Annotated in this window: 12 protein-coding genes; 3 read left to right on the top strand and 9 right to left on the bottom strand. The window is 40.5% G+C overall.

Going from position 1 to position 13,941, the window contains the following annotated elements; all coding sequences use genetic code 11:
- Position 1 precedes the first annotated feature (1 nt).
- The 3 genes from IDJ75_RS16010 to IDJ75_RS16000 form a co-directional block, all read right to left on the bottom strand.
- Positions 2–751: an SGNH/GDSL hydrolase family protein gene (locus IDJ75_RS16010; RefSeq protein ID WP_191176625.1), complete on the bottom strand. Its 750-nt coding sequence runs from the start codon at positions 749–751 to the stop codon at positions 2–4.
- Between the two features lie 6 nt (positions 752–757).
- Positions 758–2,281, bottom strand: coding sequence for a sialate O-acetylesterase (locus tag IDJ75_RS16005; RefSeq protein ID WP_191176624.1), 1,524 nt, complete (start codon positions 2,279–2,281; stop codon positions 758–760).
- A gap of 135 nt (positions 2,282–2,416) precedes the next feature.
- On the bottom strand, positions 2,417–3,616 hold the full coding sequence (locus IDJ75_RS16000) for a DUF4185 domain-containing protein (protein ID WP_191176623.1): 1,200 nt from the start codon (positions 3,614–3,616) through the stop codon (positions 2,417–2,419).
- Between the two features lie 136 nt (positions 3,617–3,752).
- Between IDJ75_RS16000 and IDJ75_RS15995 the strand changes: the two genes are divergently transcribed.
- The 3 genes from IDJ75_RS15995 (at position 3,753) to IDJ75_RS15985 (ending at position 4,933) form a co-directional block, all read left to right on the top strand.
- Positions 3,753–4,244 carry a carboxypeptidase-like regulatory domain-containing protein gene (locus IDJ75_RS15995; RefSeq protein ID WP_191176622.1) on the top strand — a complete coding sequence of 164 codons (492 nt, stop codon included), beginning with the start codon at positions 3,753–3,755 and terminating at the stop codon, positions 4,242–4,244.
- Positions 4,245–4,301: 57 nt separating this feature from the next.
- Positions 4,302–4,541, top strand: coding sequence for a hypothetical protein (locus tag IDJ75_RS15990; protein ID WP_191176621.1), 240 nt, complete (start codon positions 4,302–4,304; stop codon positions 4,539–4,541).
- A 191-nt stretch (positions 4,542–4,732) separates the two neighbouring features.
- A complete protein-coding gene (locus IDJ75_RS15985) occupies positions 4,733–4,933 on the top strand; it encodes a hypothetical protein (protein ID WP_191176620.1) in 201 nt (66 codons plus the stop codon).
- Positions 4,934–5,033: 100 nt separating this feature from the next.
- On the opposite strand, the gene IDJ75_RS15980 is transcribed toward IDJ75_RS15985, so the two are convergent.
- The 6 genes from IDJ75_RS15980 to IDJ75_RS15955 form a co-directional block, all read right to left on the bottom strand.
- A complete protein-coding gene (locus IDJ75_RS15980; RefSeq protein ID WP_191176619.1) occupies positions 5,034–7,448 on the bottom strand; it encodes a TonB-dependent receptor in 2,415 nt (804 codons plus the stop codon).
- Positions 7,449–7,526: 78 nt separating this feature from the next.
- Entirely contained in the window at positions 7,527–9,194 is a 1,668-nt protein-coding gene (locus tag IDJ75_RS15975; RefSeq protein ID WP_191176618.1) for a M56 family metallopeptidase, read from the bottom strand.
- 2 nt (positions 9,195–9,196) lie between these two features.
- Positions 9,197–9,586 carry a BlaI/MecI/CopY family transcriptional regulator gene (locus IDJ75_RS15970; protein WP_191176617.1) on the bottom strand — a complete coding sequence of 130 codons (390 nt, stop codon included), beginning with the start codon at positions 9,584–9,586 and terminating at the stop codon, positions 9,197–9,199.
- Between the two features lie 435 nt (positions 9,587–10,021).
- Complete coding sequence (locus tag IDJ75_RS15965) at positions 10,022–11,599, bottom strand: hypothetical protein (protein WP_224746638.1); 1,578 nt, start codon at positions 11,597–11,599, stop codon at positions 10,022–10,024.
- 147 nt (positions 11,600–11,746) lie between these two features.
- Positions 11,747–12,970 carry an L-fucose:H+ symporter permease gene (gene fucP, locus IDJ75_RS15960; protein ID WP_191176615.1) on the bottom strand — a complete coding sequence of 408 codons (1,224 nt, stop codon included), beginning with the start codon at positions 12,968–12,970 and terminating at the stop codon, positions 11,747–11,749.
- Complete coding sequence (locus tag IDJ75_RS15955; RefSeq protein WP_191176614.1) at positions 12,967–13,857, bottom strand: ROK family protein; 891 nt, start codon at positions 13,855–13,857, stop codon at positions 12,967–12,969. Before IDJ75_RS15955 ends, fucP begins: the two co-directional genes overlap by 4 nt.
- Between the last annotated feature and the right edge of the window lie 84 nt (positions 13,858–13,941).

The following is a 13,941-nucleotide window of genomic DNA, read 5'->3' as shown; positions in this document are numbered from 1 at the left end:
CTTATTTCAAGGCTTTTTTTATTGCAGCTTCTGCAAGCGGTTCCATTACTTTATAACCTGCCATATTTGGATGTACGCCATCCGTACACAGTTCCTTTTTAAGGCCTTTCTCTTCATTAATCATCGGCGTATAATAATCTATATAACCCAATTTATTTTGTTCGGCGTAAGCTTTAAGCATCGCGTTAAGTTGTATAATTGATTGTATCGGGTTTACCTTTGGATTCCACGGAAACGCAGCAGCAGGCAAAACTGATGAAAGTACAACTTTGATATGCGCGGCTTTAGCCAGCTCTGCCATTGAAAATATATTACCCGCAACGTTCTCAATTTTTGAGGGACCGGTATTCCCGGCGATATCGTTAATCCCAGCTAATATCACCACTACGGTTGGTTTCAGGTTGATCACATCCTCCCTAAACCTTACCAGCATTTGCGGAGTGGTTTGCCCGCCAATACCACGGTTTACGTATGATTTACCCTTGAAGAAATCGGGATCGGTATTTATCCAGCCTTCAGTGATCGAGTTACCCATAAAAACCACGCGCTTTTCGCCGGGAGCGGGTGCCGGTAGTTTTTCGTTATCACCTTCGTAGCGTTTTATCCAGGCCCAATCATTATGTATACGCTCTTCTACAACTTTATGGAAATTGGCCCAGGCTTCGGCTTTCTTTTGTTCTTCGGTTTGCTGTGCATGTGCAGTAAGTGTGCAAATAACAACCAGGCAAAGAATAATTTTTATTGTTTTCATATGCATTTATTTTTTAGCAACTACAGGTTCAGCCCAGTTATCTGTGCGGAAAGGCACTGCAGGTAAACCGTTTTCATTTTCCAAATTAGTAACCGGGTAATTGGTAAAAGCATAACGTACAGCAACAGGTTTTTTAACCTGCTTAGTACTTAGCTCGATAGTATTATTGATGATTTTTGCCTCCGCTGGCCAAAACACCTGATCGGCGCCAGCTATCATAAAGAACTTTGGTTCGGCTCCATCAGTAGTACGCAACTTCGTTTTTACACTTGCCGGGGTAAAGTTTACAATGGCTTTTTTCTTCTTAAACGCCACATAGTCTACATGCGGGCCTTCATAATTGATATCCAACATTCCGTAAGTGCGGTTTAAAGCTATCCTGGCTAACCTATCCCCTACCGGCTTTTTATTGGTTGGGTGGATGTTTTTCGCATCGCCCACATCCATGGTAACTGCCATAGCTGTGTTATTCATTGCCGAGATCTTTTCCTGCACCTCGCGGAAGAAGGCATAGTCGTTTAACGTAGAATCAAACTTTTCGTAAGCATGCGGCGCAACCTGTACATAATAAAATGGCAGGTCGCCTTGCGCAAAGGCCGTGCGCCAGCTTTTTATCTGGGCATAACTTAAGCGGAGGTAGCTTTCCCGCTCGGCACGATTCGATTCGCCCTGGTACCAGCAGATGCCTTTTATAGATAGGTTATAAAACGGATTGATCATGGCGTTATGGATCAAAAAAGGCTGGTACACCCTATCGAACGAAAACACACCATCCAGTTTTTCTTTTGATTTGGGATCATCAAAAAAAGGTTTAAGATAAACCCTGTTCAACATCGTATCGGCAGCCATTACATCTTGTGCCACATAAGCCTGCTCCCATGAGCCTCCTATACCTGAGTAGATCAATCCGATCGGGATATCCAGTTTGCTTTGCAATTCTTTACCAAAATAGTAGCCTACCGCGCTAAAATCCTTCACGGTTTGCGGTGATACCTTTTGCCAGTCGCCTTTTAAGGTATCTATAGGTTTGGTATTCCAATTAAAGCCTACGTTTAATATTCTGATGTTAGGAGAAGTTGCGGCTGCAACCTCTGTTGCGGCGTCCTTAACCTCGCGCATAGCGAATTGCATGTTAGATTGTCCGCTTAAAAACCAAGTATCGCCTATAAGCAGATCAGTTAGCATTATTTTTTTCTGATGACTTTCCGCTGTTAGCGTATGAGCAGTATAATCACCTTTTTTTGCTTCCGGAACGTTGATAATGGCCATGAACTTATTATCGGCACCAGCAATAACCGTAACGGGTTGCAGCATCCAGTCGGCTTTAACAGTAACCGCTTCGCCCGAAACAGCCTGCCCCCATACTTTAAAAGGTTTGTTTTGCTGAATAACCATGTTGCTTTGCAGCACCTGGTTAATTTTAAATGTTACCGAAGCATTCTGCACATCGGCAGCAGCTACCTTTTGCTGTGCAAAACCAGCTTGCACGATAAGGCATATCGTAATAAAAAACGGTAAAGCTTTAAACATGTAATGTTGCTGTTAAAAGAGACCTAATTGGTTTATAAAAACAAATGTATATAAAACTGATTTAATTTAGTTAATCGATTTAGCAAATATTGTAAAATTGTTCATACAATGTATACAATGCATTGACTGGCATCTTTATTTAAAAAACTTTACCCGTATAAATCGCGGCCTGTAAAGGTGGGGATGCTTCTGCAGATCTTTTATAAACTCTACTGAATTGATATTGTAACTGATCAAAAGCTCGCCCGGTTTTGAAAGGCTTGGGTGCGCTTTAGCGTTATAAACTACAAATGTATTCTCAAGCAGGTCGGGTTTACAATCCCACAGTTTAATTACAGGGCCAAAAGGCCCTGTAAGGTTATCAGATAAGCGCATACCAATAGTCGGGCTCATACCATCCACCTGAAAAATGAGGGCATACCTGCCATCGGGTAAGCGCGATACGCTCAATTCGTTTGATACATGGTTGGTAATATCGGCTACCTTGCTCATATCGCTTACCCATTGCATGCCGTCCCAAAAACGCCATTGGCTGTAATCATCAAAGTTTTTTGGCAGCACACGTGCAACCATCAGGTTTTTAACCATGCCGCGCACACCATATACATATATATAGCCATCTGCATTTACGGCACCTGCACTTTTGGTATTTACATATACACCTGCACCAAATGAGCCGATATCTTCTTTTTCATCCGTAAGATAAAAGGGAGTATCTTTTTGTTCTTGTACGGTAAAATACGGAGCATTTGCAATATTTAGTTTAATAAGCGTGTTACCTACTTCGTTAAAGCCAAATGCACCTTCACTAACATTCCTAACCCGATAGCCAAATAAGTATAAAGCCTTGTTTCCATCTGTATTTACAAACCCATCGCCAAGCCAGTAATAATCGCTTTTGCGTGTTTGAGCGGTAGTTGGTATAAAAATCGACTCGGCAGATCCATCCTTATTTTTACTCCAGTAAAAGTTAATATTCTGTGGATTTGGTTCATTCCCTTTTAATAGCGCAACAGAGTTGTGGATCATTTTGTAGCCCGGTTTCATGGTACTGTCTGTCACCTCCCCTATCATGGTATCGCTAAATATGATCAGGATTTTATCACTCTTTTTACCAGGGCCACCTTCAACACCGTTTAAAGGGATAGTATAAATACCATCGCCCCCAAACCAACCCGAATACCTTTTTAGTAAACCAGTCCATGCTGTATCTGCCTCAACAAAAAACCCGACTGACTCCGACCCCAATTGCTGCACAACGCTTTTATGCTGTGCATTTGCATAACATAATGTAATAAATACGGCTAAAACAGATAAACCAATTTTCTTTTTCATCGGGGGGTAATTATATCGGTACTAATCTATTTATTTTTTTAAAAACTACTGTACCCATCAATATCTATATGCTTTGTCTATAAATATTTTACACATTTTTTATCCTAAACAATTATTTAGTTAATAAATTGGTGGCATGCGTAACTTTTTACTACTACTGTTATTATTCACCCCTGCTGCCTTATTTGCGCAAATTACCATTACCGATAAAGTTGTAAGCGTTACCGATAAAAAGCCTATTGCGAATGCCAGCGTTTTTTTAAGCAACTCTAAAGTCGGTAATATGTTGTTAAAGGATGGCTCGTTCACCTTAAGCAATGTAAAGAACGGGCAGTACGACCTGGTAATTACCTGCATTGGCTTTGAGCCCCTTCACCAAAATATATTTGTGCGCGGCAATGATATCCAATTACCCACTATTGCCCTAAAAAATAAAACAAGCCTGCTGGGCAAAGTAAAAATAAACGGTGGTAAACGCAAACGCGATTATAAACGCGAACGATACATCAGAATATTTACCCGTGAGTTTTTGGGCCGCACAAAAAACGCCGCAGAATGTAAAATTTTAAACCCCGATGTCTTGCAGTTTGAGTATGATGAATCTACTGATAGGATGCATGCAACATAAACCGATTTTTTGGTTATTGAAAATAAAGCGTTGGGATACCGTATAAATTACTTGTTGGTGTCATTTGAATTTGACCCAATAAAGGGAACCATGTATTACACCGGCCCATCAGTATTTGAACCAATGAGCGGTACAGAGGCACAACAAACCGCCTGGGAAAACAAACGTGTAGATGCATACAATGGCTCGATGATGAGTTTTCTACGCGCATGTTTAGCCAATAATGTATCAAGGGCGAATTTAAGGTATTTGAATTATTCAGAACACCAACAGCCGGTAGGCCATCGGACAGTTTAATAAATGCTAAAATTAAATTTTACGATAGCAAAACGGCCGACCCAAATAAATCACTTAGCTATTGGATAAAAAAACGAGATCGTCCAAAATTTGATCAATATGCAGGTAAGGTATTAAAAATAAACGATTATTTGAACTTAACCGATGAGAAGGGGATTTACGCGTTTGGGTATACTCCAATACTTAATTTGATGATTAATTACAAACACCCCCAAAATGGGTCAAACTACCATACCTCGTTTATTACATTTTTGGATAATTTCACATACTTTGATAGTAATGGTGTAATATTTACCCCGTTAAAAACCATTGTGGAGGGCTACTGGCAAACACTGCGCATGGGCGATCAGCTACCTGTTGATTATGAATTACCCAGCGGGCGAACAAGATAGCAGCAGCCAAATATTCCCATCTTTTTATCAGCGACTATAATTACCATGATACAATATAGCATTGCAGCTGGCTTATTTACTACACAACATAGATATACCCTTAGTTTTTCACCCTGTTCTTTTCACTTTCTGCGCCATCGGCATTGTGTTTTCGTAAATCAGCTATGGTTTTACCAAAACGGTAGTTTAATGATAGCACAACCGTTCTTGAATCGCCACGGTTTAAATAATTGGCCTTTACATTAGCAAGGTTGTTGATCTGCCCGCCATTATTGAATGTGTAAAACAAATCATTCCCAACAATGCTCATACTGAGTGAAGGTGAGAATTTTTTGGTGACTGCAGCATTAATTTTCCCCCTTGCTGAAGCGATAAACTGCGCGTTGGTGACCTTACTCTGGTAACCACCGTCAATTTGCGTCGTCCAGTCCTTCGGCAATTTAAATTGAAACACCGGGCGAATAAAGTAATATGTCCCCTTTGTATCAAGCGTGCCGGTATAAAATTGGCTAATGGTATGGATATTTACAACCCTACCAGAAAAATGAAAGTTAAGCCACTTTGCAGGATCAAAACTCGCGTCTATACTAATACCCTTATTGATGCTTTTCCCAAGGTTCCCGGGGCGGCTGTAATAAATACCGTTTACTATTTCTATCGTCTCGTTCACATCATCCTTTGTCTGGCTATAGTTAAGGGTTGTGGTAATGTTTTTCCAGGTGTGTGACAACTCCCAATCATCAGTATATGATGGTTTAAGGAAGGGGTTACCGGTATAGTAGGTAAACTTATCCAACGGCGACAAAAATGGGTTAAGGTCTTCATAATAAGGGCGGTCTATCCTGCGGCCATAATTAAAGTTTATGCTATGGCTGCCCGTACTATCTAATTTGTATTGAATATACGCGGTTGGAAATAAGCCGTTATAATTTCTCTTAAAGGTCGAATCTGGTTTTTGTATGTTGCCCAGTTGGTGACCATCAGACGCGGTATTCTCAAACCTAAGTCCCAATTGAAGTGAGATCCTTTTCCAATCTTTATTGACATTTAGGTAGCCTGCACTGATCTGTTCCTTATAAATAAAATGGTTGGTTTTATCATAGTCGGGCGCTGTAACACCTCCTTGAGTAACAAAATAGTCGGCTATATTATCGGTTTTGGTATAACTACTTTTCAAACCTGTTTCAAGCTTAAAACCACTGTTTAAGGGGTGAGTATAATCTGTTTTGGCCGACCAAATATTTATGTTTGACGGCAGGTTACCAGTCAGCAGATCCTGAGTGGAAATATTACCATTGGGTAGGTACCCTGTGTTGTCAAAAGACTGAGCCATATTGGTTTGATAGCGCAGGTAATCAAAATCAAGGGTTAATTCTCTTCCCTTTTTATCATACTGATGGCGATAGTTTACATTTGCTGTCCCATTCTTAAAGTTACGGTGCTGGGCATTTAAAGCTACAATGGTAGAATCAAGATTACCGTTTGTGTTTAAAAACCTGCTCTTATTTATAGTGTTCACATCGCTGGGACTTATTAATCCGTTAACAATAAAACCAATCGTCGATTTCTCGCTTACGTAATAATCAAACCCAATTTTTGAATTATAGCTTTTTGATGTACGGCGAATAAATGAGTTTTGCAAAAAATCGTAATCAGGTGCGCCAGCGTCGGTAAAAAAATGGCGATTAATATCCAAATCGCTGAACCCATTGGCTGTATTATAGCTAAAGTTCCCGAAAAGGTTCAATTTATTATCGCGGTAAGTAAAATTCAACCCGTTATTTGTCCGTCCGTAATATCCCTGCGAATAACTGAGATTTATGCCGCCGTTAAAGCCTTTTGCTTTATTCCTTTTTAAACGAATGTTGATAACACCGCCATTACCGGCCGCGTCATATTTTGCGGGCGGGTTGCTCATCAGCTCTATTTGGTCAATAGTTGCAGACGACAGCGAGCGCAGGTAGTTATCCAGATCGGCGCCAGAGAGGTAAGTAGGCTTATCATCTATAAAGATCTTTACCCCATTTTTCCCCTTCAGGCTGATGGCACCGCTTTGATCTACCAATACACCCGGCGATTTCTCCAGCACATCCATTGCTGTCGACCCAGCGTTGCTGATCAGGGCATCAACGTTTACCACTGTGCGGTCTATCTTTTGTTCAACAAATTGCTTTTGGGAGGTGATAACAACTTCTTTTAACTGTTTGCCTGTTGGCTGCATTAAAGCAAGCAGCGTGGTATCTGGTTTTAATAAGCCACTTTTATAACTGGCAAAACCCATCATACTAATATTAAGATAATATTTGCCTGGTTTTAACTGGACAAAGCTAAACGCACCGACGGCATCTGCCAAAGCCGTTTTAACAAGTGCTGAATCTTGCATCAGGTAAACGCTTGCACCATCAAGCGGTTTTTGACTGCTATCAGTCACTTTACCGCTGATGCTTTGGGCGTTTACAAAAGTTGAGGTAATAGAAAGCCAGGCAGCTAAAAAAGCCGCAATTTTTAATTTCATGGTCAAATGGTTTTAGGAATTTTTAGGCATAGCTATGCCCGTTTATGTGATTGAATATTTTTTCAGATAAACTTCTGCTTATTTTTTATCGTCGGTAGTGGTATCGTAATTATTGTACAATGTCCAGGTGCTTTTACCTTTTGATACGGGTACAAATTTATCCTTGTAACGCTTTTGTACGTCATCCGTCTGGCGTATACCATTAACAATTAAATCGGTGTTACTTAGTTTGAATGATATATGTTTGTCATCCGAGCTTATAAGTTGGTCTTTAATTAGCTCGGCTGTTACCTGTTCGCCAATGCTCGGCGCTTTTGATTTTACCGGTTCATCAGGTGTTGCCGCGTACTGTTTTGCTGTAGTATTATAGTTAAGGCTTCTATTTTTATACGGACTTAGGTCCCCCGTTAATGGCGATAATGGCTTTGTATTAATTGATGTTATAGGAGTTATGGGTTGCGTGCGGCCAGTATTGGGTGTTATGGGGGTTATTGGGGTTATAGGCGCTGTTGGCGATAACCGGCTTTGCCTAACCGAATCTTCAAACGCCATTTCCTTTTGTTTAGTTATAGTTACTTCATTCGGTTCAACAGGTGCAGTTTGCTCTGTATAGGCTTTTACCGGTTGTGCAACCGCACTGGCTTTAACCTTAGTTTTTTTGGCTGGTTGTGGCTGTACAGGTATAGTATCTGTTGCCGGGATAATTGATTGTGTAAGCGCTTTTTGGGTTTTTACAGCGAAATGCTGGATCTGTTTGGCATTGGTAAACGCTACGGTTAATAGCCCCGCTGTAAACAGTGTTATAAATAATATGGAACGTTCCCTGAAGTTTAAAGCATTATTTGTGCCGGATGCCATACGTTTTACACGATCCATCAACTGGCTGCGCCTGCCAGGAAAGGCCATTGCATAAGCCGGAGCCGATAACTGGTACTCCTGACAAGAAACCAGGGCACGGATGTAATTCACTTTGCTGCTGGTTTGTTCAACTGCAATATCATCGCAACAGTTCTCCCTTTCGGTACGAATAAGGGCCGATAGCCATAGCACCGCGGGGTTAAAGAAAAAGATGATCTCCAGGAAACTTTGCAGTAAATTCACCAGGTAATCCCTTCGCTGGATATGGGCCAGTTCGTGTATTAAAATAGCCTCAATTTCAGCAGGCGGTAAAGCGGTTAATAATCCCGCGGGAATGAGAATCAATGGTTTTAAGTGCCCTATTACCATAGGAACTTTCGCTATGCCCGATTCTGCAATGCCCACTACCCTGTTTATACCTAAGTGAGCGGATAATATCGCTACTCTTTTGCCCCAGTTTTCATCAACTGCAAACAAATTTTTACGACGCAAATGGTATAAGCTTTGCAAACCCGTAGCTAATTGCAGGCTGCGAGCCAGTACTATAAAAAACCAAACCAAAACTATACTTTGTGTGTGGTTATTAACATATTGCATTACCTGTTGTGGTAAGCTGCGTTCAACATTAGTAAGATTTGAAATAGCTGAAACATGGTAAATAATATCGCCTGTTGCTACTTTAGCAGATGGCTGATAAAACTCATAACAAAACGTACCGATAGAAACTATAACGAACGCCAACATTGTTCCTACCATCAGTAAGTAGCGGTTAGCGGCTTTGGCTTTGCGGGTAAAAATAATTATCAAGCCCGTAATGCCTGCCAATATCACTCCCTGCCATAATGAGTGGATGAGTGTTTGCCCCAATGCAATATTAAAACTATCCATTATTATTCCTCCAATTTTTTAAGAATGTCTTTGATCTCCTGCAACTCTTGCTGAGAATTCTTTTTATTACCAAGTAATTGTAATACCAGCTTACTTGCCGACCCTTTGTACATAGCGTCTACAAACTTATCCAGCAGGTGCGATTTAGTTTTTTGCTCCTCTTCGGCAACACTGTAGATATGCTTCATCTGGCTTTCGTCACGGATGAGCATCCCCTTTTCGGCCATCAGCTGCATAAACTTTAAAGTAGTAGCGTAATTCACCTCTTTTTGCTTTTGCAGTTCGTCGTTTACCGTGCGCACGGTTGCCGGGCCTATTTCCCACAGTACCTGTAGAATTTCCAACTCTGATTTTGTTGGTTCAACGGGTTTGTTTAACTCTTCTTTACTCATAACAATCCAAAGGTAGAAATTTTTTCCTATGTTCCAAATAAAACATAGGATTTTTTTTCTACCTTTAAATATATATCCAGTTTGACTATAAAATAATGATTTATACAATTATTGCTATGTTTTCATCATGGCTGGTTCAATCATTTATTATTTAAAACATACGATGGCCAGATAATGCAATAACTAAAAATGGAGATGAATATTAAAGAATACTTTAGCGACAAGACAATAAACTATTCCCCTTCATCCAGATATTATTACTGACCAGACTTGCATAGCAGGCCGGGGCCGTTTAATGCGTGAGTATTAACACACTCACTCAGATAATTATCTGGATAGCCTGCAGGTATTAACGGGAGCTATTTTAATAATGACGGAATTGATGCCACCTTAATAACAAACACCAACTTTTAATAGATATAGAAAAAATTAGGTTTATTTCCCTAAATAGTCAATGATATATGTGCCTGCCAATATCTTATTACCACGCTTAAGTACTTTTAAGGTAACAGGAATAAGGGCTAAAGATAAAGCCCCTTCTGCAGGAACTGCTAACTTTTGTTTCCCTGTTAAATGTTTTATTAATATTTTTTTCGATACCCTGTCGTAAACATCTACCACACCGTTACCCAAATCTATCTCAACTGTTTTCACCTCTTTATAAGGGTTGTAATACAAATAAGAAGGGATGCTACGGTCGGCATAGAAGTCTGTTTTATTACAATCCAGTTTTAATATGCCTTTTACATTTGTGGTATCAACTATTGCCCCCAGCATACCTACCCATGCTGAACCATAGATGCAAATATCAGTCATAGATCTGTACTGCTTTACCTGGTCGCCAACTGCATATGGGCCCTTATCGGTAAGGATACCTTTAAATATGGCAAAATCATTACCGTGATCAAGATCTTTGCGCAAACCTTCGTAACTTATTACATGATCGGGGTCGCCTTGCCAAATGCCACTGGTCTGCCTGTTTTTGGGGTGTTCGTCTGCATAAAATAATCTGCTCGCATTAGCCAGGTTTAGCAACCATTTACCAATAGTTTTAGAATAGGCCGGGTTATACTTAACAATTGGCACTAATGCCGCTGCATGCGAATAGGTATTCATCGCAAAAGCATATTGCTCCTCTTTTTTTTGCCCCACCAACCCATACACATCATCATCACCCCATCTTTCGGATATAACACCCCAGCCATCGCGGTCAGAATTATTACCATCAAAACACCAGTTCAGCATCTTGATTTCATCATAACTGGTACCTAACTCGGCATTCATCCTGACAGCCAGATACGCACCATATGGCATCATTACTTCATAAAAAGGGCCTTCCTTTGCAGGGCGATACTGCAAAAATGCCATACACGCCTTGCTGGCTTTTAGGTATCTGTCATCTCTTGAATTTTTCCAGGCGGTAAACTCCAGCCAGGCCAACCCTGCTGCTGCGTCAGGTTCGTGCCACACACCGTTATAAACGCCTTTTTTTTGTTCCAGACTATATGATGTAAAGTTAAAATCAGGGAACGGGCGATTTACAGATAGGTTATTGATAATATCCAGCCAATGCGCTGCATTTTTCTGCATAATTTCCGCCAAATCCTTTTTGGCAGGGTACTGGTCTACCAGCATACTAAAAGCCATTCCCGGCCATATCTCGTACCAAAAGGTATTGCCCATTTTAAGGTTACCTTTATTCATAATCAGGTTTGCACCATTGGCGGCATTATAAAAATGCTTGGTCATGCCTACAAAATCAACGCCATTAACATTACTCTTATCAATTCCTAATAGCGAGGCCCCTAACAGGGAGCCCATTACGGGTAAAGATTCATACTCATTTGTTCCCTTTTGCCTTATTGAGCCCACATAGCTTGGTAAACCGAACGAGCGGCCGGGCATATTCACATGGCTATCATCCCACCAAATTAACGGTAGTAAGGCACCTTTTGCATTAAAATCATATAAAAACGCATCCTGTTTAATACCAATCTGTTTCCAATTTTTCATTTTATATGGTGTGGGCATATTTGGCATAGCGGCAACAACACTTATATCAATCTGATTAATTGTTTTTTGTGCTATTACACTCCCGGAAACAAACAAAAGCAAAGAGCTATATAAAAAGAGATTTTTCATAAATTTCAGTTTAACAGGCTAATGCTTTACTTTATATAATTTATAACCAAACATAAATATCACTGCATAACATATAATGGGCAGGTAATAAGCCTGAGCCACATTATGATCTGCTATTTTGCCCATTATAAGTGGGAAAAATGCACCGCCTACAACACCCATTGATATAAATGATGATGCCTGCTGGGTATGCTTGCCCAGGTTTTTAAGCCCCAAACTAAATATGGTAGGAAACATAATACTGAAAAAGAAATTGATCATCATCAGGGCTATGTAAGAGGTCCAGCCCCAACCCTGCGCAACAATAACACACATTAGGATATTGCCAAAAGCAAATATTGCCAGTAATTTGTTGGGAGCTATAAAACGCATCAGGTAGGTCCCAGCAAAACGCCCGGCAGCCATCATGGCCATAAAAATGCTCATATAACTGCCTGCGGTTTGGTTATCAAAACCCATTACATCGTGCCCGTAATTGATAAAGAATGCCCAGGTACCTCCTTGTGCGGCCACATTAAAAAATTGTGCTGTAACAGCCCATATAAAGTGCTTATGTTGATATAGCTTCTTCCCCGGAGCAGTATCAATATTCACTGCTTCCGGATCAACTTCTGTATGCGGATCTGTCAGTGCGGGTATCTTTACCAATAAAAATGCAATAGCAATAAATACTATTATACACCCAATAGCAATATAAAGGCTTTTTACAGATGAAAGATCTGTTGAGTTGCCACCAGTTGCCCTTAATAAAAAATAAGAACCAATAGCAGGGCCAATGATTGCGCCTACGGCATTAAACGATTGCGAAAAATTGAGTCTTCGGTCGCTGGTACGCTGGTCGCCTAATGCAGCGGCAAACGGATGGGCTACTGTTTCTAAAGTAGCCATTCCGCATCCCAATATAAATAATGCTATACGGAAAAAGCCAAACGAGGCTACATTTGCTGCCGGTACAAACAAAAAGGTACCTATAGCAAACAAGGTTAAACCCAATACTACACCAGACTTATAACCATAACGCTTTAAGAACATACCAGCCGGTATGCTCATAATAAAATATGCACCAAAAACAGATAGCTGAATAAGCCCGGATTGAGATTTTGAAACATTTAATACTGTTTGAAAGTGCCTGTTAAGAACATCGCTCATGGAGTGCAACAGCCCCCACATTAAAAACAATGAGGTTACGAAAATAAATATAACCACATATTTCTTTTCAGTAAAAGCAGGTTTGTTTGTCATGATTCAAGAACGTTTATATTAGTAAATACAGAAGCACCTATAAGCGCCGCCTTCTCGCCCAATAGAGCGGTTTGTATAGTTATAGCAGGTAAATGCTCCCTTAGCTGTGGTAAAAAGTATGCCGACGCTCTGGTAATATTACCACAAAGCACCAGTACATCAGGTGATAACTGTTGCAGCGGCTTTTTCAAAAAATCAGCCATGTTAGCGGCAAATTCATCAAACACTTGTTTAGCATTACTATCATATGGTAGTAAAGCAGCCAAGGCTTTTACATTTGCTACTGGCTTTCCTGTCAATTCATAATAACGTTTCTGAAACCAGCGGGTAGAAAGGTAATCATCAGCAATGCTTTCTTTATATAGGTCACTGCCGTAATTAAGATCCCGGGCTATACCTTCCGTACAATACGCAGATCCAAAACCGGTGCCTAAGGTAACACCGGCCACCTTTTTATAACCGGCACCCGCACCAGTTAGTGCTTCACCTGCTATAGTTGCTTCGGCATCGTTACGGAAATGCACCAGGTTGCCGGGTATATTTAAAAAACCGGCAATGGCCTCCTTTATATTCATACCATATATCGCTTCGTATTTATTTAATCCCTTTATATAGCTTATACCTTTGGCATAATCAAAAGGCCCGGGCATTGCCACCCCAATGCCACTAATTTCGACATCAGCAGCAGATAGTGTCATTTTCAAAGCCGATTGCCAGCTCCCGATAATCTCGTCGGCCCCGGCCTTGCTATCAACTTCTAACCTTACAACACTGTTTTCTTCAATAATATAAGTATCTGTATTGCAAATTGCAGATGTAATGTGCGATCCTCCAATATCGGCAGTAAGTATGTATGGAGGTATGTTTTTATTATCAGATATTTTCATCAGGACGTGAGCATATACTAGCACATTGTATGTGCTTTATGAGGTTAAAAAAGGCAAGCGGCTTCACTGCCTGCCTTTTACCAA

The organism is Mucilaginibacter rigui (assembly GCF_014773275.1).
Taxonomy (GTDB): domain Bacteria; phylum Bacteroidota; class Bacteroidia; order Sphingobacteriales; family Sphingobacteriaceae; genus Mucilaginibacter; species Mucilaginibacter rigui_A.
Note: the sequence above shows the minus strand (reverse complement) of the source record. Positions and strands in the feature narration are given on the sequence as shown.